Source organism: Xanthobacter sp. SG618, assembly GCF_012932745.1.
GTDB lineage: Bacteria > Pseudomonadota > Alphaproteobacteria > Rhizobiales > Xanthobacteraceae > Xanthobacter > Xanthobacter flavus.
In genome coordinates, this window is the sequence record NZ_JABBHL010000006.1 from 344,792 (window position 1) to 365,668 (window position 20,877).

20 protein-coding genes are annotated in these 20,877 nt (G+C 68.6%); 12 read left to right on the plus strand and 8 right to left on the minus strand.

The genetic code is table 11. The features are described 5' to 3' along the window. Positions 1 to 63: 63 nt before the first annotated feature. Positions 64 to 1,893, plus strand: coding sequence for a thiol reductant ABC exporter subunit CydD (gene cydD / locus FHT36_RS17925; RefSeq protein ID WP_348644500.1), 1,830 nt, complete (start codon positions 64 to 66; stop codon positions 1,891 to 1,893). Continuing rightward, complete coding sequence (cydC, locus tag FHT36_RS17930; RefSeq protein ID WP_169123834.1) at positions 1,890 to 3,698, plus strand: thiol reductant ABC exporter subunit CydC; 1,809 nt, start codon at positions 1,890 to 1,892, stop codon at positions 3,696 to 3,698. The genes cydD and cydC overlap by 4 nt, the downstream gene beginning before the upstream one ends. A gap of 75 nt (positions 3,699 to 3,773) precedes the next feature. On the opposite strand, the gene FHT36_RS17935 is transcribed toward cydC, so the two are convergent. From FHT36_RS17935 to FHT36_RS17955, 5 genes are all read right to left on the minus strand, one after another. After that, positions 3,774 to 4,475, minus strand: coding sequence for an ABC transporter ATP-binding protein (locus FHT36_RS17935; protein ID WP_169123835.1), 702 nt, complete (start codon positions 4,473 to 4,475; stop codon positions 3,774 to 3,776). Next, positions 4,462 to 5,262 (minus strand): ABC transporter ATP-binding protein, encoded by an 801-nt coding sequence (locus FHT36_RS17940; RefSeq protein ID WP_169123836.1) that lies wholly within the window; start codon positions 5,260 to 5,262, stop codon positions 4,462 to 4,464. The genes FHT36_RS17935 and FHT36_RS17940 overlap by 14 nt, the downstream gene beginning before the upstream one ends. Next, the gene (locus FHT36_RS17945) at positions 5,259 to 6,203 is read right to left on the minus strand and encodes a branched-chain amino acid ABC transporter permease (protein WP_169123837.1); all 945 of its coding nucleotides are present in this window, start codon (positions 6,201 to 6,203) and stop codon (positions 5,259 to 5,261) included. Before FHT36_RS17945 ends, FHT36_RS17940 begins: the two co-directional genes overlap by 4 nt. Beyond that, the gene (locus FHT36_RS17950; RefSeq protein ID WP_168459627.1) at positions 6,203 to 7,075 is read right to left on the minus strand and encodes a branched-chain amino acid ABC transporter permease; all 873 of its coding nucleotides are present in this window, start codon (positions 7,073 to 7,075) and stop codon (positions 6,203 to 6,205) included. The genes FHT36_RS17945 and FHT36_RS17950 overlap by 1 nt, the downstream gene beginning before the upstream one ends. A 69-nt stretch (positions 7,076 to 7,144) precedes the next feature. Further along, positions 7,145 to 8,329, minus strand: coding sequence for an ABC transporter substrate-binding protein (locus FHT36_RS17955; RefSeq protein ID WP_210257829.1), 1,185 nt, complete (start codon positions 8,327 to 8,329; stop codon positions 7,145 to 7,147). A 273-nt stretch (positions 8,330 to 8,602) separates the two neighbouring features. On the opposite strand from FHT36_RS17955, the gene FHT36_RS17960 reads away from it, so the two are divergent. The 8 genes from FHT36_RS17960 to FHT36_RS17995 all read left to right on the plus strand — a co-directional run bounded on the left by FHT36_RS17960 (position 8,603) and on the right by FHT36_RS17995 (position 15,018). Then, a complete protein-coding gene (locus tag FHT36_RS17960; protein WP_169123838.1) occupies positions 8,603 to 9,340 on the plus strand; it encodes a TetR/AcrR family transcriptional regulator in 738 nt (245 codons plus the stop codon). Between the two features lie 32 nt (positions 9,341 to 9,372). Then, positions 9,373 to 10,239, plus strand: coding sequence for a phenylacetic acid degradation operon negative regulatory protein PaaX (paaX, locus tag FHT36_RS17965; protein ID WP_169123839.1), 867 nt, complete (start codon positions 9,373 to 9,375; stop codon positions 10,237 to 10,239). A 222-nt stretch (positions 10,240 to 10,461) separates the two neighbouring features. Then, positions 10,462 to 11,460: a 1,2-phenylacetyl-CoA epoxidase subunit PaaA gene (paaA, locus tag FHT36_RS17970; protein ID WP_024280577.1), complete on the plus strand. Its 999-nt coding sequence runs from the start codon at positions 10,462 to 10,464 to the stop codon at positions 11,458 to 11,460. Positions 11,461 to 11,553: 93 nt separating this feature from the next. After that, positions 11,554 to 11,838 carry a 1,2-phenylacetyl-CoA epoxidase subunit PaaB gene (gene paaB / locus FHT36_RS17975; protein WP_024280576.1) on the plus strand — a complete coding sequence of 95 codons (285 nt, stop codon included), beginning with the start codon at positions 11,554 to 11,556 and terminating at the stop codon, positions 11,836 to 11,838. Next, complete coding sequence (gene paaC, locus FHT36_RS17980) at positions 11,838 to 12,614, plus strand: 1,2-phenylacetyl-CoA epoxidase subunit PaaC (RefSeq protein ID WP_210257830.1); 777 nt, start codon at positions 11,838 to 11,840, stop codon at positions 12,612 to 12,614. The genes paaB and paaC overlap by 1 nt, the downstream gene beginning before the upstream one ends. 9 nt (positions 12,615 to 12,623) lie before the next feature. Further along, complete coding sequence (gene paaD / locus FHT36_RS17985; protein ID WP_169123841.1) at positions 12,624 to 13,148, plus strand: 1,2-phenylacetyl-CoA epoxidase subunit PaaD; 525 nt, start codon at positions 12,624 to 12,626, stop codon at positions 13,146 to 13,148. Between the two features lie 27 nt (positions 13,149 to 13,175). Continuing rightward, entirely contained in the window at positions 13,176 to 14,252 is a 1,077-nt protein-coding gene (gene paaE / locus FHT36_RS17990; protein ID WP_169123842.1) for a 1,2-phenylacetyl-CoA epoxidase subunit PaaE, read from the plus strand. Between the two features lie 10 nt (positions 14,253 to 14,262). Continuing rightward, complete coding sequence (locus tag FHT36_RS17995; protein WP_169123843.1) at positions 14,263 to 15,018, plus strand: Phenylacetic acid catabolic protein; 756 nt, start codon at positions 14,263 to 14,265, stop codon at positions 15,016 to 15,018. A gap of 78 nt (positions 15,019 to 15,096) precedes the next feature. Here the strand turns inward: FHT36_RS17995 and paaK are convergent, their stop codons facing one another. The 3 genes from paaK to paaG all read right to left on the minus strand — a co-directional run bounded on the left by paaK (position 15,097) and on the right by paaG (position 17,752). After that, positions 15,097 to 16,428: a phenylacetate--CoA ligase PaaK gene (gene paaK, locus FHT36_RS18000; RefSeq protein WP_169123886.1), complete on the minus strand. Its 1,332-nt coding sequence runs from the start codon at positions 16,426 to 16,428 to the stop codon at positions 15,097 to 15,099. A 35-nt stretch (positions 16,429 to 16,463) separates the two neighbouring features. Continuing rightward, complete coding sequence (paaI, locus tag FHT36_RS18005) at positions 16,464 to 16,886, minus strand: hydroxyphenylacetyl-CoA thioesterase PaaI (protein ID WP_210257850.1); 423 nt, start codon at positions 16,884 to 16,886, stop codon at positions 16,464 to 16,466. A gap of 65 nt (positions 16,887 to 16,951) precedes the next feature. After that, positions 16,952 to 17,752 (minus strand): 2-(1,2-epoxy-1,2-dihydrophenyl)acetyl-CoA isomerase PaaG, encoded by an 801-nt coding sequence (gene paaG / locus FHT36_RS18010; protein ID WP_407077083.1) that lies wholly within the window; start codon positions 17,750 to 17,752, stop codon positions 16,952 to 16,954. Positions 17,753 to 17,876: 124 nt separating this feature from the next. On the opposite strand from paaG, the gene paaN reads away from it, so the two are divergent. Next, positions 17,877 to 19,526 carry a phenylacetic acid degradation protein PaaN gene (gene paaN / locus FHT36_RS18015; protein ID WP_169123845.1) on the plus strand — a complete coding sequence of 550 codons (1,650 nt, stop codon included), beginning with the start codon at positions 17,877 to 17,879 and terminating at the stop codon, positions 19,524 to 19,526. Between the two features lie 22 nt (positions 19,527 to 19,548). Continuing rightward, a complete protein-coding gene (pcaF, locus tag FHT36_RS18020; RefSeq protein WP_169123846.1) occupies positions 19,549 to 20,754 on the plus strand; it encodes a 3-oxoadipyl-CoA thiolase in 1,206 nt (401 codons plus the stop codon). The last annotated feature ends 123 nt before the right edge of the window (positions 20,755 to 20,877 follow it).

The window sequence follows — 20,877 nt, forward strand, 5'->3', positions numbered from 1 at the left end:
TGGCCCCATGGCTGCCGGCCAATCGGCTGGGCGCCTTCATCGCAGTGTGAGCGGCTGGCGCGTGTGGTATCTCCCTCTGCCTCTGGGCGGGGGGCGTGCCGCCTGCCGCGCGAACGAGGGGAGGGACGCATCGCAACCGATCGCAAGCGCCTCTCCGCCTTCCTGTCGGGCTTTCGCGGCACGGCGCGGGCGGACCTCGGCCGATCCCTCGCGGCATCGGCGGCGACCGGCCTCCTCGTCATCGCGCAGGCCTTTCTCGTCGCCCGCATCATCGATGCCGTGCTGTTCCGCCACGAGCCGCTCTCTTCCCATGGGCTTGAACTCGCCACCCTCGTCGGCGCCATCCTGCTGCGCTTCGGCGCGGTATGGGCGAGCGAGCATTTCGGCTTCGCCGCCGCCGCGAAGGTGATGCGCGCCTTGCGCGCCCGGCTCCTCGACCGGGTGGAGGCCATCGGCCCCGTGGGCCTTGCCGAGGCCCGCACGGGCGAGCTGGTGGCGGCGCTGGCGGAGGGTGTGCGGGCCGTCGAGCCCTATTATTCGCGCTACATTCCCGCCTCGGTGCTGGCGGTGATGCTGCCTGTCGCGGTGCTGGTGGCGGTGTTCCCGTTCGATTGGGTGTCCGGTCTCATCCTGCTCGCGACCGCGCCGTTCATCCCCGTCTTCATGATCCTCATCGGCAAGGGCACGGAGGCGCTGAACCAGAAGCAGTGGCGCCGGCTCGCCCGCATGTCCGGGCATCTGCTCGATGCGGTGCAGGGCCTCGCGACGCTGAAGGCGTTCAACGCCGCAGGCCGCATGGTGACGGAGGTGGCCGCCGTCGCCGACGACTACCGGCGGGACACCATGGCGGTGCTGCGGGTCGCCTTCCTGTCGTCGGCGGTGCTGGAATTCTTCGCCACCGTGTCCATCGCCCTCATCGCCATCTTCATCGGCTTCCGGCTGCTGTGGGGCGAGATGGCGTTTTTCCCGGGCCTGTTCGTGCTGCTGCTGGCGCCGGAATTCTATGCGCCGCTGCGGGCCATGGGCACGGCCTACCATGCCCGCATGGAGGCCATCGGCGCCGCCGAGCGACTCGTGGCGCTGGAGGAGATGCCGGCCCTTGCCGAGAGCGGTGGCGCGACGCCGCTGCCCGGCCCCGAGGCCATCTCCATCCGCTTCGAGGACGTGCGCCTCGCCTTTCCCGACGGGCGTGTCGCGCTGGATGGCGTGAGCTTCACCATTGGTGCGGGCGAGACGGTGGCGCTGGTCGGGCCTTCCGGGGCCGGCAAGTCGTCCATCCTCAGCCTCGCGCTCGGCTTCGTGCGCCCGACCTCCGGCCGGGTGATGGTGAATGGGGTGCCGCTGGCGGAGCTGGATCTTGCCGACGTGCGCCGCCGCATCGCCTACGTGCCCCAGCGCCCGCGCCTGTTCGCCGGCACGCACGCCGCCAACATCGCTCCCGGCGAAGCGGCGCCGGATCCGGCCCGGCTGGTCCGCGCGGTGGCCGATGCCGGCCTCGCCGATGTGGTGGCGGCCTTGCCCGGCGGCCTTGCGTCGGACGTGGGCGAAGGCGGCGCCGGACTCTCCGGCGGTCAGGCCCACCGCCTTGCGGTTGCCCGCGCCTTCTACCGCGCCGCCCCGTTCGTGGTGCTCGACGAGCCCACTGCCCATCTCGACCGGGAGAGCGAGGCCGACGTGCAGGCCGCCCTCTCCCGCCTTCTCGCCGGCCGCACCGGCCTCGTCGCTGCGCACCGGCTGGCGAGCGTCGCCGGCGCCGACCGCATCCTCGTGCTTGCGGCCGGGCGGATCGTCACGGAGGGGACCCCCGCACACCTGCTGCGGCATGGTGTGCTCGATGGCGATCTCGTGCCGGATCTCGCCCCCACCATCGGCGAAGCGGAGGCGGCGGGATGAAGGACGCGCTCCGCCTCCTGCGCCTGATGGCGCCCCATGCCGGTTGGATGGGGCTGGCCGTGCTGGTCTCGGCGCTGGCGACTCTCGCCCATATCGCCCTGATGGCCACCTCCGGCTGGTTCATCGCGGCCATGGCGCTGGCCGGCGCGGCCGGGGCGAGCGTGAACTATTTCACACCCTCGGCAGCGATCCGCGCCTATGCCGTCGTCCGCACGGTCGGGCGCTACGGCGAGCGGATTGTCGGCCACGAGGCGACGCTGAAATTCGTGGCGGCGCTGCGTCCGTGGTTCTTCGCGCGGCTCATCCCGCTCGCCCCGGCGGCGCTGGAGGACCAGCGCTCCGGCGATCTCCTCGCCCGGCTCAAGGGCGACATCGACCGGCTGGAATTTGCCTTCCTGCGCATACTCTCGCCCGGCCTCGCCGCGGTGCTGGTGCTGGCAGTCGGGCTCTCTGTCCTCGCGCTCCATGATGGCGGGATGGCGGTGGGCATCGGCCTTGCCGCGCTCCTCGCCGGGCTCGGCCTGCCGCTTCTCGTCCATCGCCTCGGGGCACGGGCATCGCGGGAGGTGACGGCCGGCACGGCGCAGCTCAACGCGCTGCTGGTGGACCATCTGGAAGGGCGGGCGGAACTCGACATCTACGATCCCGACCGCCGCCACCGTGCCGCACTGGATGAGACGAGCGACACGCTCATCGCCCGCGAGCACCGGCTCGCCGGCATTCTCGGCTTTGCCGGCGCAGGCGTCGGGCTGTTCGCGCAATCCTCCCTCGTGCTGGTGCTGCTCATCGGCGCGCCGCGGGTGCTGGCGGGCACGCTGCCCGGTGCCGATCTGCCCATGCTGGCGCTGCTCGCGCTCTCCCTGTTCGAGGCGGTGGCGCCGCTGCCGCTCGCCTTCCAGACCCTGCCGGCGACGCTCGCCTCGGCCCGCCGCATCTTCGACCTCATCGACCGTCCGCCGCCGGTGGAGGAGCCCGCCGCGCCGAAGCCGGTGTCGGAGGTCGGCACGCTGGCCTTCGCCCATGCGGGGCTGACCTATCCCGGCGCATCCGGTCCGGCCCTCACCGACATAGATCTGGTGCTCGCGCCCGGACGGCGTATCGGGGTCGTGGGGTCGAGCGGCTCGGGCAAGTCGAGCCTCGTCGCGCTGGCGCTCCGGTTCCGCGCCCCTGCGCCGGGGGAGGTAACGTTCGCCGGTTCGAGCATCGCTGACTTCAACTCAGATGACCTGCGGCGGCGCATGGCGGTGCTGGCGCAGCACGATCATCTCTTCGCCGCCACCATTCGCGAAAATCTTCTTGTCGCCGATCCCGATGCATCGCCGGAGAAGCTGGAAGCGGCGCTGGAGCGCGCCGGCGTCCTCACCTTCGTGGTTGCCCAGCCGGAGGGGCTCGATACCTTCCTCGGCGCCAACGGGGCGAAGGTGTCGGGCGGGCAGGCCCGGCGGCTCGGGCTGGCCCGTGCCCTGCTGAAGGAGGCGCCGATCCTCATTCTTGACGAGCCCACCGAAGGGCTCGACGGCGAAACCGAGCGCGACGTGCTTGAGGGTGTCCTGGGTGCCACCCGCGATCAGGCCCTGCTGTTCATCACGCACCGACGCGCGGGTCTTGAGGCGATGGACGAGATCATCGTGATGGATGGCGGCCGGATCGTCGCGCGCGGTGCGCCGGCCGACATGCTGGCGATCGTTGGGCCGGGAATGATGGGGCCAGGAACGATCGGTTCAGAAACGATTTCGGGCGGCATCCCGGAGGACACCGCCCGATCAGCCGGCTCCGGTCAGGGCTTGGAGCAAGCGCCACCATGATTATCTGGAGTTGCACAACCGCCTAGAGCCAGTTCGTGTCGGCTCTCTCGATCCAGCTTCGTTACGGAAATACCCCTAGAGGCCGAGATAGGCTGCGCGCACCTTCGGATCGTCCAGCAAAGCCGCGCCGGTGCCTTCCATGGTGATGTGGCCGGTCTCCAGAACATAGCCGCGGTCGGCGATGGCCAAAGCCGCGGAGGCGTTCTGCTCCACCAGCAGGGTGGTGATGCCCTCGGTGCGCAGGGAGGTCACGGCCGCGAGGATCTGGTCCACCAGAAGCGGCGCGAGGCCGAGGGAGGGTTCGTCCAGCAGCAGCAGCTTCGGCCCCGCCATCAGCGCGCGACCGATGGCGAGCATCTGCTGCTGGCCCCCGGACAGGCTCATGGCCGGCGTCCTGCGCCGTTCGGCGAGCACCGGGAACAGCCCGTAGACATGATCGAGCCGCGCCTGCCGGCGCGCGTCCTGCCGGCGATAGGCGCCGAGCCTCAGATTATCCTCGATGCTGAGCGGGCCGAACACCTGCCGGCCTTCGGGAGACTGCGAGATGCCGCGCACCACCCGCAGGTGCGGCTCCATCTTTTCGATGGCCTCACCCTCGAACAGGATGCGCCCACCGCGCACCGGCTGCACGCCGGAGATGGCGCGCAGGAGCGTGGTCTTGCCGGCGCCATTGGAGCCGACGAGGGCGACGATCTCGCCCGCCTTCACTTCCAGCGAGACCTCGCGCAGGGCCATGATGCGGCCGTAGGAGGAGGAGAGAGCCTCAACCGTGAGCACGATCCGCCTCCCGCGATCCGATGTCCCCGAGATAGGCGGCGATGACCTCCGGATTTTCGCGCACGGCGCGCGGCGGCCCCTCCGCCAGCGGGCGGCCCTGGGCCAGCACCAGCACGCGGTCGGAAATCTTCATCACCAGCTTCATGTCGTGCTCGATCAGCACCACCGCGATGCCGCCCTTGGCGATCTCGGCGATGAGGTGGTCGATGGCCTCGGTCTCCACCGCGTTGCAGCCGGCGGCCGGCTCGTCCAGCAGCAGGATCTTCGGATCGGCGGCAAGCGCCCGGGCGATTTCGAGGCGTTTCAGCGCGCCGTAGGGCAGGGCGCCGGCGGGCGCGTCAGCCAGCGCGGCGAGGCCCACCCGGTCGAGCAGCGCCAGCGCCTTCTCGCGCGTCACGCGGTTCTGCCGGAAGACGGAGGGCAGGCCGAGCATGTCGGCGAGGAAGGAGGTGCGCTCGGAGAGGGCGCAGCCCACCATCACATTCTCCACCGCGGTCATGCGGAAGAAGATCTGCAGGTTCTGGAAGGTCCGCGCCATGCCGCGGCTGACGCGCCGGTGGGGCGGGACGGCGGTGATGTCCGCGCCGTCGAGCCGCACGCTGCCGCGCGAGGGCCGGTAGATGCCGGTGACGAGGTTGAACAGGGTGGTCTTGCCCGCCCCGTTCGGCCCGATGATGGAGAAGACCTCGCCGGCGCCGACCTTGAAGCTCACCGCGTCAACGGCCTTGAGACCGCCGAAGGAGATGCCGATGCCGCTCACGTCGAGAAGGGGCGTCTGAGGGGTCACGGCAGGCGCTCCTCGATCATCGCGCGCAGCGAAGGCACGATGCCCTGGGGCAGGAAGATCATGAACACCATGATGAGGAGGCCCAGCACCGCCTGCTCGTATTCCTGGAAAGCGGTGAGCGTCTGCGGCAGCACCACCAGGAAGGCGGCGCCGAGCACGGTGCCGAACACCGAGCCGAGCCCGCCGATGATGACCATGGCGACCAGCTCCACCGAGTGGGAAAAGCTCGCCGCCTCCGGCGTGATGAGGCCATTCATGGCCGCCAGCAGCCCGCCCGCCACTGCCGCATAGACCGCCGCCACCACGAAGGCGGCGAGCTTCTTGGCGCTGACGTCGATGCCCGCGCCGGCCGCCGCCACCTCGCTGTCGTGCAGCGCGCGCAGCGCCCGCCCCGTGGGGCTCGCGGCGATGTTGAGGGCGATCAGCGCGCCGATGAGCAGCGCCCCGGCCGAGACCCAGTACCAGTTCAGCGCCCCCGTGACCCGCCAGCCGAACAAAGTGATGCGCGACACGGACATGCCGTCCGGCCCGCCGGTCAGCTCGGTCTCGCTGTGGAGGATCAGGGCGACGATGACGCCGAAGCCCAGCGTCGCGATGGCGAGGTAATAGCCCTTCAGTTTCAGGATCGGCCGGCCCACCAGCCAGGCGATGAGGCCGGAGAGCACAGCTCCGAGCAGGAGGCAGAGCAGCGGATCGAGCCCGAGCCGCGCCGGCCCGATGGCCACCGCATAGGCGCCGATGCCGAGGAAGCCGGCATGGCCGAGGCTCACCTGTCCCGCATAGCCCATGAGGATGGTGAGGCCGAGGGCGGCGAGGGAGAAGATCCACACCAGCGCCGCCACCCGCAGGTGGAAGGAGGTGGGGGCGATCATCGGCACCAGCGCCATGATGAGCGCGAGGGCGACGAGCGGGGTGAGGCGCGAGCGCAGGATGGCCTTCATCACACGCGCTCCACGGTGCGGCTGCCGAACAGGCCGCGCGGCATGAACAGCAGGACGACGAGGATCATCAGGAACGCCACCGCGTCCTTGTAGGTGGAGGAGAGGTAGCCGGCCGCGAAGGTCTCGATGAGGCCGATGAGGAGGCCCCCCACCACGGCGCCCACCGGATTGCCCATGCCGCCCAGCATTGCCGCGGCGAAGCCCTTCAGGGTGAAGAGGGTGCCGATGTCGTAGCGGGTCAGCGTGATGGGCGTCGCCACCACGCCGGCGAGCGCGCCCATGGCCGCCGAGAGGCCGAAGGCGAGAGCGAGAACGAGGGCGACATTGATGCCCACGAGCTTCGCCGCCAGCCGGTTGGCGGCGGTGGCCAGCACTGCCTTGCCCACCAGCGTGTGCTCCAGGAACAGATAGAGCGCCACCACGAGGGCGAGCGCGGTGCCCATCACCCACAGGCTCTGGGGCAGGATGGTGGCGCCGCCGACCGGGATGGGGGTGTCGCCCGAGAAAGCCGGCAGGGAATGGAACTGCTTGTCGAAGATGATCTGCGACACGCCCTTGATGAAAATGGACGCGCCGATGGTGATCATGATGAGCGTCACCGGCGAGGCGCCGCGGGCGGGCTCGATGGCGAGGCGGTGCAGCAGCAGGCCGACCAGCACGGCGGCGACCACCGCGATCAGCGCCGCAACAGGGAGTGCGAGGCCCGCCGCCATGAGGAAGACGGTGCCCATGCCGCCGATCATGACGAAATCGCCCTGGGCGAAATTGATCACGTCTGAGGCGTTGTAGATCAGCGTGAAGCCGAGGGCGATGAGCGCGTAGATGGCGCCCACCGTCAGCCCCGAAAAGGCGAGCTGGAGAAATTCGGACATGTCCTCACGCCGTCTGTGTGGCGGCGCCGTCGTGGCGCCGCCGCGGTGGGGATCGGGTGTGCGAAACGATCAGCGGGCGGGTGCTTCGATCGCCCAGTCGCCGTTGCGGATCACCAGCATGCGGAACGAATCCGTGCCGAGGCCGAGATGGTCGGCGGGGGCGAAGGTGTAGATGCCGGTGACGCCCACATAGCCCTTGGTGGCCTCCAGCGCGTCGCGGATCTTCTTCGGGTCCGCGGACTTGGCACTCTCGATGGCGCGGGCGACGAGCTGGATGCCGTCATAGCCGTAGCCGCCGAAGGTGGAGACCGGCTGGCCGGTGGCCTTCTCGTAGGAGGTCTTGTACTCCGCCACCACCGGCTTCTGCGGATCGTTGGCCGCCAGCTTGTCGCCGATGAGGATGGCCGGGGCGGGCAGGCGCACGCCCTCGGCGGCGGGGCCGGCGAGCTCGATGAAGCTCTTCGAGGCGACGCCGTGGCTCTGGTAGAGCGGCAGCTTGATGCCGAGCTGCGCATAGTTGCGCGTCACGATGGCCGGTCCCTGGCCGAAGCCGGGATTCAGCACCGCCTCGACGCCCGCGGTGTTCTTGATCTTGTTGAGCTGGGGCGTCATGTCGGAATCGGTGGCGCCGTAATTCTCGTCGGCGACGACGGTGATGCCGTACTGGCCGATCACCTTCAGGCACTGGTTGCGCATGGACTTGCCGAAGCCGTCCGTGCCCGAGATCATCCCGATCTTGGTGATGCCCCGCGCCTTCATGTCCTCGAAGATCTTCTGGCAGGCGGTCTTGTCGGTGTGCGGCGTCTTGAAGACGAAGGCGCGCACCGGCTCGATGATCTCGATGCCGCCGGCGAGCGAGACGAAGGGAATGCCGGCTTCCTCGAACACCGGGATCATGGCCATGGTGGCGCCGGTGGAGGTGCCGCCGACCATGGCGACCACCTTGTCGTCCTCCACGAGGCGGGTGGCGAAGGTGCGCGCCTTGTTGGCGTCGCCGCCGTCGTCATAGAGCACCAGCTCGACGGACCGGCCGAGGAGGCCGCCCTTCTTGTTCAGCTCGTCCACATAGAGCTTGAGCGTCTTGGCTTCCGGATCGCCGAGGAAGGCGGAGGGGCCGGTGGCGGAAACCACGGAGCCGATCTTGATGGGATCGGCGGCAAAAGCGGGGCTGGTGAGCGCCGGGCCGGCGACCGCGGTCGCGAGCATGATGGCAGCCGCGCGCAGCATCGGCCGCAGGCGTGCGGGCGTATCCATGAAGCGTTCCTCCTAAAGGTCCATTTCGGGCCGAGGAGCGGGTTGTCCCGCCTCCGTCCGCTGGCCATTCGACCGGCGGGACCTGAACCATATAATTAACCGGCCGGATGGTCAATTGATTGCGTGCGGCTTCCGCGGGGCCTTGCAGTTAGGGCGCTTGCGCTGGATCATTGATCGACCGGGCGGACAATATTTGATATCTGAACCCCTTTCCCAGTGATGGCGGACGATCGCAGCCGGCTCTTGCGGCGGTGATCGAGATGGACAGGCAAGATGGCTCGCACGCGTGCACAGGATTACGAGGCCAAACGGGAGGCCATCCTCCACAAATCGGCGGAGCTGTTTGCGCAATACGGCTATTCCGGTACGTCAATCACCATGATCGCGGACGCCTGCGGCGCATCCAAGGCTTTGCTCTACCATTACTATCCGGACAAGGAGGCGGTGCTCTTCGACATCCTGTCCTCGCATCTGGAGCAGTTGATCGCCGGCGCAGAGAAGGCGATCGCCGACGCCCCGGCGGGCGGCCGCATCTACGCGATGTCGGCCTCGCTGCTCGATGCCTATAAGGATGCCGACGCCGAGCATCAGGTGCAGATCGCCAACCTCAAGCTGCTGAACAGTGACCGGCAGGAAGCCCTGCGCGCGCTGGAGCGCAAGCTCGTGACCCTGCTCGCCGATGCCATTGCCGAGGAGGTGCCGTCCGTCGGGCGCGGGCCCATGCTGAAGCCTGTCACCATGTCGGCCTTCGGCATGCTCAACTGGCAGTATCTCTGGTTTCGCGACGGCAAGGGCTTGACCCGCGCCGACTATGCCCGCCTCGTCACCGGCCTCATCAAGGCAGGGGCGGAGGAAGCACTGCACAGCATGTCCGCCCCGGAGACCAAGGCCGCCGATGCCCGGTCGCCGGAGGGAAAGCCCGCGCAGCCCCGTTCCGCCCCGCGCCGCCGCACGGCGCCTGCCGCCGCCGAGGCGCCCCGCGCGACCAAGGCGCGGCGACCGGCGGAATAGGATCGCGGCCGAAAACGCATTAAGGAACGGCCATGTCGCGCCGCGCCCTCGACCTCATCCTCGACCATGTCCGCGCCGAGCCGTCGCGCACCTGGTCCATCATCGTCACCATCTATGGCGATGCCATCGTGCCGCGCGGCGGCTCGGTGTGGCTCGGCACGCTGCTCGCCTTCTTCCGCGGGCTGGACGTGGCCGACGGGGTGGTGCGCACGGCCATGTCGCGCCTCGCCGCCGATGGCTGGTTGACGCGCACGCGGGTGGGCCGCAACAGCTTCTATCGCCTGGCGGAAAAGGGCCGCGAGACCTTCGCCCGCGCCACCGAGCACATCTACCGCCACCGCCCGCCGGAATGGCACGGGCATTTCGACATGCTGCTCATCGAGACCGGCGCCCGCGAAGGGGCGCGGGCGGCGCTGGAGGCGGCCGGTTTCGGCATGCCGCTGCCCGGCGTCTTTGTGGCCCCCGCCGGAACCGGCGTGCCGGAGGAGGCGGCCTCCGCCCTCCGGCTCGATGTCTCCGGCAGCGCGGAGGAACAGCGCGCGCTGGCCGCCCGCGCCTGGCCGCTGGAGCAGACGGCGGAGGCCTATCGGCGCTTCATCGACACCTTCGAGCCGCTGGCGGCGGAGCTGCAGGCCGGCGCCGCCTTGACCGACCTAGAGGCGATGGTCGCCCGCGTGCTGCTCATCCATGACTACCGTCGGATCGTGCTGCGCGATCCCATCCTGCCTTCCGCCATCCTGCCGGAGGACTGGCCGGGCCTTGCTGCCCGTGCCGTGTGCGCCGACATCTATGGCCGCCTGGTGGAAGCCTCGGAGCGCTGGCTGGACGAAAATGCCGTGGGCGAGGACGGCGCGCCGCTGCCGGGACACCCGAAAATCACGTTTAGATTCAAGGCTTAGAGGGGTAGGCGATGGTCAGGCCGCAGCCTCCGGCTTTTAAATGTTACGAAAATAACTTGAAATACGATTTTCTGTAATATATAAACGTTCGCAAGGTGCCGGACAGCAGGCAGCATGCTGCCTGCCAGGACCGGCGGCGGCGGCCGGAGCGCCTACTTCACCCGCCGCCCAAAGCCGCGCATGAGACGGCCGATCCAACAGGTCTTACGGGGAGGACACAGCATGTACGCACAGCTCGTGAAGTCCGAGGGCATGAAGTCCGCCGCCGAGCTTTCGCCGGAGGAGCGCGCCTTCCAGGAGCGCATCGACCGCGGCGAGAAGATCGAGCCGAAGGAATGGATGCCGGAGGGCTACCGCAAGACTCTGATCCGCCAGGTCGGCCAGCACGCTCATTCCGAGATCGTCGGCCAGCTGCCCGAAGGCAACTGGATCACCCGCGCGCCCACGCTGGAGCGCAAGGCCATCCTGCTCGCCAAGGTGCAGGACGAGGCCGGCCACGGCCTCTACCTCTATTGCGCCGCCGAGACGCTCGGCGTCAGTCGTGATCAGCTGCTCGCCAAGCTGCACGACGGCAGCATGAAGTATTCGTCCATCTTCAACTATCCCACTCTCAACTGGGCCGATATCGGCGCGGTGGGCTGGCTGGTGGATGGCGCCGCCATCATGAACCAAGTTCAGCTGCAGAAGACCTCCTACGGACCCTACAGCCGCGCGATGATCCGCATCTGCAAGGAGGAGAGCTTCCACCAGCGCCAGGGCTACGACATCATGATGAAGATGGCGCAGGGCACGGCCGAGCAGAAGGCCATGGCGCAGGATGCCCTCGACCGCTTCTGGTATCCCGCCCTCATGATGTTCGGTCCCTCCGACAAGGATTCGGTGCATTCCGCCCAGTCCATGGCGTGGAAGATCAAGATCAACACCAATGACGAGCTGCGCCAGAAGTTCGTCGACCAGACGGTGCCGCAGGCGGAATATCTCGGCCTCAAGATCCCCGATCCGAACCTGAAGTGGAACGAGGAGAAGAAGGGCTACGATTTCTCCGAGCCGGATTGGTCCGAATTCTTCGAGGTCATCGCCGGCAACGGCCCCTGCAACAAGGAGCGCCTCGGCGCCCGTGTGAAGGCCTGGGAAGACGGGGCTTGGTTCCGCGACGGCCTGCTTGCCCATGCCGAGAAGGCCGAGGCGCGCCGCGCCGCCGCCCGCGTCGCCGCGGAATAGCCGCGCCCAAGTAATCGCCGGTCAGGGCGTACCATAACAACAGCACATCTTCCGGACGGCCTCGCCGTCCGGCCCGGAACGGGAGGAACAACCATGTCCAGCGAATGGCCTTTGTGGGAAGTCTTCATCCGCGGCCAGCACGGCCTTAACCACCGCCATGTGGGCAGCCTGCACGCGCCCGACGCGGAGCTTGCCATCAAGAATGCGCGGGACGTCTACACACGCCGCAATGAGGGCGTTTCCATCTGGGTGGTGAAGTCGGTGGACATCACCGCCTCCAGCCCCTCGGACAAGGGGCCGCTGTTCGAGCCGTCCAATTCCAAGGTCTACCGCCATCCGACCTTCTTCCAGATTCCCGAAGAAGTGGGGCACATGTGATGGCCAGCGCCGAGATCGCGGTCGATCGCGCCGCTCTGTTCGAATTCCTGACCCGGATGGGGGACAACACCCTCATCCTCGGCCATCGCGTGTCCGAGTGGTGCGGCCACGCCCCCGTGCTGGAAGAGGACATCGCCCTCGCCAACACGGCGCTGGACCTCATCGGCCAGACCCAGCTCTGGCTCGGCCTCGCCGGCGAGGTGGAAGGCAAGGGCCGCAATGCCGATGCGCTCGCCTTCCTGCGCGACGCCGCCGCCTTCCGCAATTGCCTGCTGGTGGAGCGCCCCAATGGCGACTTCGGTCAGACGCTGATGCGGCAGTTTCTGTTCGATGCCTGGCACCATGTGATGCTGACGGCGCTGACCAAATCCGCCGATCCGCGCGTCGCCGAGATCGCCGCCAAGGCGGTGAAGGAGGCGGCCTATCACCTGGAGCGCTCCAGCGACCTCGTGATCCGCCTCGGCGACGGCACCGATGAGAGCCACGCGCGGATGCAGCGCGCCCTCGACGACATGTGGTCCTATGTGGGCGAACTCTTCATCTCCGACGATGCGGACCGCGCCGTGGCCGCCGCCGGCATTGCGCCCGATCCGGCGAGCCTCAAGCCGGAATGGGAGGCCATCGTCTCCGAAGTGCTGCGCGAGGCCACGCTGAAGGCGCCGACCTCGGCTTACGTCCACAAGGGCGGCCGGCGCGGCGTCCACACCGAGCATCTCGGCTACATCCTCGCCGACATGCAGTTCCTGCAGCGCGCCTATCCCGGCGCGACCTGGTAGGGGGCGAAAATGGCGACCGCCACCCTGCCGTCCCTTGACGAGGTCTGGCACTGGCTGTCGCAGGTGCCGGACCCGGAAATCCCGGTGCTTTCGCTGGTCGATCTCGGCATCGTCCGCGAGGTGAAATGGGACGACGACACCCTCGTCGTCACCGTCACGCCCACCTATTCCGGCTGCCCGGCGACGGGCGTCATCAATCTCGATATCGAGCGGGCGCTGAATGCGCACGGTGTCGCCCGCGTGCGGCTGGAGCGCCAGCTCTCTCCGCCCTGGACCACCGACTGGATGAGCGCTGAGGGCCGCGAGAAGCTGCGCGCCTACGGCATCGCCCCGCCAGTGGACGACACCGCCGCCGACGGCCGCTCGCTGGCGCTCGCGCGCCGGCTCGCCTCCGGCTCCAACCTCACGGTCGCCTGCCCGCGCTGCGGCTCGGCGCAGACGCAGAAGGTGAGCCAGTTCGGCTCCACCGCCTGCAAGGCCAGCTATCGCTGCCTCTCGTGCCTGGAGCCGTTCGACTACTTCAAGTGCATCTGAACATTAAAAAATCCCGAGGAGCGCCGCATGGCACGGTTTCATTCCCTGGAGGTGGTCGACGTGCGGCGCGAGACGCGTGATGCCGTCGTCGTCACCCTCAAGCCCCGCCCCGAGGACGCCGCGGCGTTCGACTTCACGCAGGGCCAATACCTCACCTTCCGCCGTGATTTTGATGGGGAAGAGCTGCGCCGCAGCTATTCCATCTGCGCCGGCAAGGATGAGGGCTGCCTGAAGGTGGGCATCAAGAAGGTGGAGGGCGGCGCTTTCTCCACCTGGGCCAATGAGAACCTTTCCCCCGGCGACACGCTCGAAGCCATGCCGCCCATGGGCAAGTTCTTCGTGCCGCTCGCCCCGGAGCTGGATCGCCACTATCTCGGCTTTGCTGGCGGCTCGGGCATCACGCCGCTCCTGTCCATCATCAAGACGGTGCTGGCGCGCGAACCCAGGTCCCGTTTCACCCTCGTCTATGCCAACCGGCAGATCAGCTCCATCATGTTCCGCGAGGAGCTGGAGGATCTGAAGAACATCTATCTCGGCCGACTCTCGGTGCTGCATGTGCTGGAGAGCGAGGCGCAGGAGATCGACCTGTTCACCGGCCGCGTCGACGCGGAGAAGATGGAAGGTCTCTTCAAGCACTGGATCGACGCGAAGTCGGTTGACACCGCTTTCATCTGCGGCCCCGAACCCATGATGCTGGCGATTGCCGCGGCACTGCGCGAACACGGGCTCACGGACGCGCAGATCAAGTTCGAGCTGTTCGCCTCGGGCCAGCCGGGCCGGGCGAAGGCCAAGGCCGTGTCCGCGAACGTCGCCGCCAACGGCGCCGGCACCACCGCGACCGTAACGCTGGACGGCGCCACCCGTACCTTCCACATGCCGCGGGAGGGCCAGAGCCTGCTCGACGCCGCCCTCGCCGCCAGTCTCGATGCGCCCTACGCCTGCAAGGCGGGCGTCTGCTCCACCTGCCGCGCCAAGGTGGTGGAGGGCGAGGTGGAGATGGCCGTCAACCATGCGCTGGAGGATTACGAGGTGCGCGCCGGCTACGTGCTCACCTGCCAGTGCTTCCCGCTCACCGAAAAGCTCGTCGTCACCTACGACGAGTGAGGGGGAAACCATGTCCGACGTGATCGCCATCGACGACTATCTCGCCCAGGGCGGCGTGCTCTCCTCGCCCGACAACGTGCCGCCGCGCTATCGCGGCGAGCTGTTGCGGCTCATGTCCTCGTTCGTGGACAGCCAGCTTGCGGGCTCGGCCGGCTTCGCCGCCTCCATCAACTTCTCGCCCGGCATCAAGGCGCGCATCGCGGCCAGCCGCATCACGCTGGAGAAGGCGGACCATGCCGAGCGCGTCCTCGGCCTCATGGGCGCCTTCGGCACCGATACCGGCCGCTATGAGGCGCAGCACGACTGGGCCGCGCGGATCGACCGTGATGCCGATCTCGGTACCGCGCGGCACGGCAACGACATGCGCCTCTCGGTCTTCCACTATCCCATCACGGGGTGGACCGATGCGGTGGCGATGAACGTGCTCATGGGCCTCGCCTCCGGCGTGCAACTCGCCGAGTTGGCGCGGGTGTCCTATGCGCCGCTCGCCGAGGTGTTCCGTGAGATCGCCCCGCGCGAGGCGCGCCATGCCGAGCTGGGGCTCGAAGGGCTGGAACGCATCGCCGCAACCGAGGTCGGGCGAGTGGGGGCGCGGGCAAGCCTTGCCTACTGGCGTCCCAGGGTCGCCGCCACGTTCGGTGTGGCCGGCTCCGCCCGCTACGACACGCTGCGCCGCCTCGGCCTGCGCCACACGCCCAACGAGGTGCTGCTGGCGCAATGGGAGCGGATCGCCGCCGACCGCCTCGCGCCCCTCGGCCTCGACTGAGACCGGCGACGGAAAGGAAAAGGCCCGGCAATGCCGGGCCTTTTTTGTTAAGGCAGCGGAGGGCGGAACGCCCTCCGCTCACTCCTTGGGACGGCGGTCCAGGATGCGCTTGGCCTTGCCGGTGGCCGTGCGCTCGATGCCGCCCGGCTCGTGCAGGGTGATGCGCGTGGTGATGCCGATGGTGTCCTTGATGCGCTTGAGGATGCGCTTCCCGGTGGCGTCCACATCCACCTCGCCATAGACCTCCTCGCGGATCTCGGCGTGCACGGTCATCTCGTCCATGCGCCCATCGCGGGTCAGCTCGATCTGGTAGTGGCCGGAGCAGGCCTCCACTGCCAGCAGGATTTCCTCGATCTGGGTCGGGAAGACGTTGACGCCGCGCAGGATGATCATGTCGTCGGAGCGACCCGTCACCTTCTCCATGCGCCGCATGCCCGGCCGCGCCGTGCCTGGAAGCAGGCGGGTGAGGTCGCGGGTGCGGTAGCGGATGATGGGGAAGGCTTCCTTGGTCAGCGAGGTGAACACCAACTCGCCCTTCGAGCCATCGGGCAGCACTTCTCCGGTGAGCGGGTCGATCACCTCCGGGTAGAAATGATCCTCCCAGATGTGCAGGCCGTCCTTGGTCTCCACGCATTCCTGCGCGACGCCGGGGCCGATGACCTCGGAGAGGCCGTAGATGTCGGTGGCATCAAGCGCGAAGTCGCGCTCGATCTCCTGGCGCATGGCATTGGTCCACGGCTCGGCGCCGAAGATGCCGTATTTGAGCGAGGTCTCGCGCGGGTCGAGCCCGGCCTTGGCGAAGCCGTCCATGAGGGCGAGCATGTAGCTCGGCGTCACCATGATGGCGTCGGGCTTGAAATCGTGGATGAGCTGGACCTGGCGCTCGGTCATGCCGCCGGACATGGGCACGACGGTGCAGCCCAGACGCTCGACGCCATAATGGGCGCCGAGGCCGCCGGTGAACAGGCCATAGCCATAGGCCACATGCACCATCATGCCCGGACGCACGCCCGCGGCACGGATGGAGCGGGCCATCACGTCGGCCCACATGTCGATGTCGGCCTTGGTGTAGCCCACCACGATGGGCTTGCCGGTGGTGCCGGAGGAGCCGTGCACGCGGATCAGCTTCTCCTTCGGCACCGCGAAGAGGCCGAAGGGGTAGTTGTCGCGCAGGTCCGTCTTCACCGTGAAGGGGAACTTGGCGAGGTCCGAGAGGTCGCGCAGGTCGGAGGGGTGAACGCCGGCCTTGTCGAACGCCTGGCGGTAGAAAGGCACGTTCTCGTAGGCGTGGCGCAACGACCAGGCGAGGCGCTCGCGCTGCAGGGACATGATCTCGTCGCGCGAGGCGCGCTCGGCGGGATCGAGGCCACCCTCGAAGGAACGGCCCGGGGACAGTGCCGGCAGAGCCATGTTCATCGTCTCCTCCAGATGGATCTTCTGCGAGATCAGGATTTCTTGCTGGCAAGGGCGTCCGCGCCCCCGGCGTCTGTCTGCGTGATGCGCCCGCCGATGGTGCGGGAATGGCCGCGGAACTGGGCGATCACCACATCGTCCTGCGAAAGTTCGACATCGTAAATGCCGGAGCGCCCGCTGCGGCTCACCTCGCGCGCCCGCGCCACGAGGCGCTTGCCGCGGGTGCCGGGGCGCAGATAGGTCACCGAGCAGTGCTGGGCGACGGTGCGCTCGTCATAGGTGTTGCACGCGAAAGCAAAGGCGCTGTCGGCCAAGGCGAAGATGAAGCCGCCATGGCCCATGCCGAAGCCGTTGCACATGCGCTCGGTGAGCGTCATGGCGAGGGTGGCGGTGCCCGGGCCGATGCTGACGATCTCCATGCCGAGCCCCTGGCTCGCATGGTCGGTCGCCCACATGGCGTCAGCCGAGCGGCGGGCGATCTCCTCCGGGGAGAGCGCCGCCACGGTTTCGGCGGCGGCGGTCACGAGCGGCGTCCCGTGAAGTTCGGGGCGCGCTTTTCCATGAAGGCTTTCACGCCCTCGCGATAATCCGGCGTGCGGCCGGCCTCGCGCTGCAGGTCGCGCTCGAGATCGAGCTGGTCATTGAGGCTGTTGCCGCCGGAGGCATTGAGCGCCGCCTTGGTGAGGGCGAGGCCCTGCGTCGGCTGGGTGGCGAGGCGGGCGGTGAGCGCGCGGGCCTCGTCCATGAGGGCGGCGTCGTCGATCACCTTCCAGATCAGGCCCCATTCGGCCGCGGTTTCCGCCGCGAGCGGCTCGGCCAGCAGCATCAGCGCCCGCGCCCGCGCGTCGCCGATGAGGCGCGGCAGGAAATAGGTGCCGCCCGAATCGGGCACGAGGCCGATCTTCGAGAACGCCTGGATGAACTTGGCGGAACGCGCCGCCAGAACGATGTCGCAGGCCAAAGCGATGTTGGCGCCGGCCCCGGCGGCCACGCCATTCACCGCGCAAACCACGGGCTTGTGGAGGCCTCGGATGCGGCGGATGAGCGGATTGTAGAAGGCTTCGATGGTGGCGCCGAGGTCGAGCGGGCCTTCGGCATTGGCGCGGGCGGAGAGATCCTGCCCGGCGCAGAAGCCCCGGCCGGCACCCGTGAGCAGCACGGCGCGGCAGCTCTCATCGGCGGCGGCGTCCAGTGCCGCCGCAAGGGCGCCGTGCATCTCCTCGTTGAAGGAATTGAGGCGGTCGGGACGATTGAGCGTCAGCTCCGTCCAGCCGCCATGGTCCGTGACGGTCAGCACGGCTTCGTTCAGATGCGCCTCCACTTGGTCCTCCCACTTGTGGGCTCTTTCGGAGCCTCTTGAATTAACCGGACGATCGGTTAATCATTAGCGCAAGGGATGGGCTTGTCAACATCATCGCACAGCGTCCCGGCACAGGGAGAGGACCATGGCTGACCTGTTCGCGGCCCACGCCGCGCTGCTCGAATCCGCCGTTGCCGCAGCGCGCGGGCGGGGCTTCTGGGCGGCCTTCCCGGAAAATCCCAAGGCCTATCCCGAAGGCGGCGCGGCCGAGGCCAAGGCGGCGTTCGCTGCCGTGAAGGACCAGCCGTTCGAGCTCGCCGCGGGCGAAGACGCGCCCCTGATCGGCGCCGAGGTCTCGCCCTTCGGTCCCGCCCTCGGCATCAGCTATCGCGCCCGCGCCGTGGACGACCTGATCGCTCGCGCGGAGAAGGCCGGCGCCGCATGGGCCGCCGCCTCCATCGCGCAGCGCACGGGCATTGCGTTGGAAATCCTCGTGCGCCTCAACACGGCGAGCTTCCTCATCGCGGAAGCGGTGGAGCACACCACCGGGCAGGCCGGGCCCATGGCGTTCCAGGCCGGCGGCCCGCATGCGCAGGATCGCGGGCTGGAGGCCGTCGCCTACGCCTATGAGGAGATGTCCCGCGTGCCCGGCGCGGTGGTGTGGGAAAAGCCCATGGGCCGCTCCGCCATCCGTCTCGACAAGGATTTCCACGTGGTGCCGCGCGGCATCGGCCTCGTCATCGGCTGCGCCACCTTTCCCACCTGGAACAGCTATCCCGCGCTGTTCGCCGATCTCGTCACCGGCAATGCGGTGATTGTGAAGCCGCACCCCGCCGCCATCCTGCCGCTGGCGCTCACCGTGCGCATCGCCCGCGAGGTGCTGGCGGAGGAGGGCTTCGATCCGGACGTGATCCAGCTCGCCCCCGACACCGCCGAGGCGCCCATCGCGAAGGAGCTGGCGATCAACCCGGCCGTCGGCATCGTCGACTTCACCGGCTCTTCCCAGTTCGGCGGCTGGCTGCGGGAGAATGTGAAGGACAAGCTGGTGTTCACGGAAGAGGCGGGTGTCAACACCATCGTCGTCTCCTCCACCGGCGCTTTCGGGCCGATGTGCCAGAACATCGCCTTCTCGCTCTCGCTCTATAGCGGCCAGATGTGCACGGCGCCGCAGGTCATCTTCGTGCCGGGGGGCGGCATCGAGACCGAGGCGGGGCACAAGAGCTTCGACGAGGTGGCTGGTGGCATCGCCTCGGCCATCGATGCGCTACTGTCGGAGCCCGCCCGCGCCGCGGCGGTGCTGGGCGCCATCCAGAATCCGGCGACACTCGCCCGTATCGAGGAAGCCCGCAGCCTCGGCCGCATCGTGCGCGACAGCGCAGCGCTGCAGGTGGAGGGCGCGCGGACGGCGACGCCGCTTCTGCTGGCGGTGGATGCTGCCGACGAGGCGGCATATCTCGAAGAGCGGTTCGGCCCCATCGCCTTTGTCGTCGCGGTGGCCGATGCGGCGGATGGGGTGGCCCGCGCCGCCCGCGCCGCGCGCGAAAAGGGCGCCATCACCGCCGCTCTCTATTCCACCGACGAGGCAGAGATCGCCCGCGCCGTGCCGGCCTATGCCCGCGCCGGCGTGGCGCTCTCTGTGAACCTCACGGGCGGCATCTATGTGAACCAGAGCGCAGCCTTCAGCGACTACCACGTCTCCGGCGCCAATCCCGCCGGCAATGCCTGCCTCACCGATGCGGCCTTCGTGGCAGGCCGCTTCCGCGTCGTGTGTGTGCGCCGTCCGGCCGCCGCCTGAGCCCCTTTCTTCGGAGATCATCATGGCTGACGCCTTCATCTGCGATTTCGCGCGCACCCCCATCGGCCGCTATGCCGGCGCCCTCAAGGATGTGCGGGCGGACGACCTCGCCGCTCATCCCATTCGCGTGCTCAAGGACCGCAACCCCGGCGTGGACTGGGAGGCGGTGGATGACGTGATCCTCGGCTGCGCCAACCAGGCGGGCGAGGACAATCGCGACGTCGCCCGCATGGCCGCGCTCCTCGCCGGCCTGCCGGTGAGCGCGCCGGGCACCACCGTGAACCGGCTGTGCGGCTCCGGCCTCGATGCGGTGGGCATCGGCGCCCGCGCGATCATGACCGGCGATGCCGACCTCATCATCGCCGGCGGCGTGGAGAGCATGACCCGCGCGCCCTTCGTACAGGGCAAGGCCACGGAAGCCTTTTCGCGGCAGGCGGAGATCTACGACACCACTATCGGCTGGCGCTTCATCAACCCGCTGATGAAGGCGCAGTACGGCGTCGATTCCATGCCGGAGACCGGCGAGAACGTCGCCGCCGACTTCGCCATTTCCCGCGCCGATCAGGATCTGTTCGCCTGGCGCTCCCAGCAGCGGGCGAAGGCCGCGCAGGAGGCGGGCTTCTTCGCCCGCGAGATCGCGCCCATCGAGGTGAAGGGCAAGAAGTCCTCGGTGTTGGTGGAGCGCGACGAGCACCCGCGCGGCGATACGACCTTGGAGCAACTGGCCGCGCTGAAGACTCCCTTCCGCAAGGACGGCGGCTCGGTGACGGCGGGCAATGCCTCCGGCGTCAACGATGGCGCCGGCGCGCTCATCCTCGCCTCGGAAGCGGCGGCGAAAAAGTACGGCCTCACGCCGCGCGCCCGCGTCATTTCCGTGGTGCAGGCCGGCGTGCCGCCGCGGATCATGGGCATCGGCCCGGCGCCGGCCACGCGCAAGCTTCTGGAAAAGAACGGCCTGTCCCTTTCCGACATCGACCTCATCGAACTCAATGAAGCTTTCGCCTCGCAGGCGCTGGCGGTGCTGCGCCAGCTCGGCCTGCCGGATGATGCGGAGCACGTGAACCCGCATGGCGGCGCCATCGCGCTTGGCCACCCGCTCGGCATGTCCGGCGCGCGCCTTGCCATGACTGCGGTGAGCGCACTGGAAGTCCGTGGCGGCAAGCGGGCGGTCGCCACCATGTGCATCGGCGTCGGCCAGGGCATCGCCGCCCTCATCGAGCGGGTCTGAGCGGTGGACGCGCAGGCTTCTCTCCTCCCGATCACCCGCCACGGGTCTGTCGCGGTGGTTCACATCGACCATGCGCCGGTGAACGCGCTGTCGCGTGGCGTGCGGCAGGGGCTGCTGGATGCG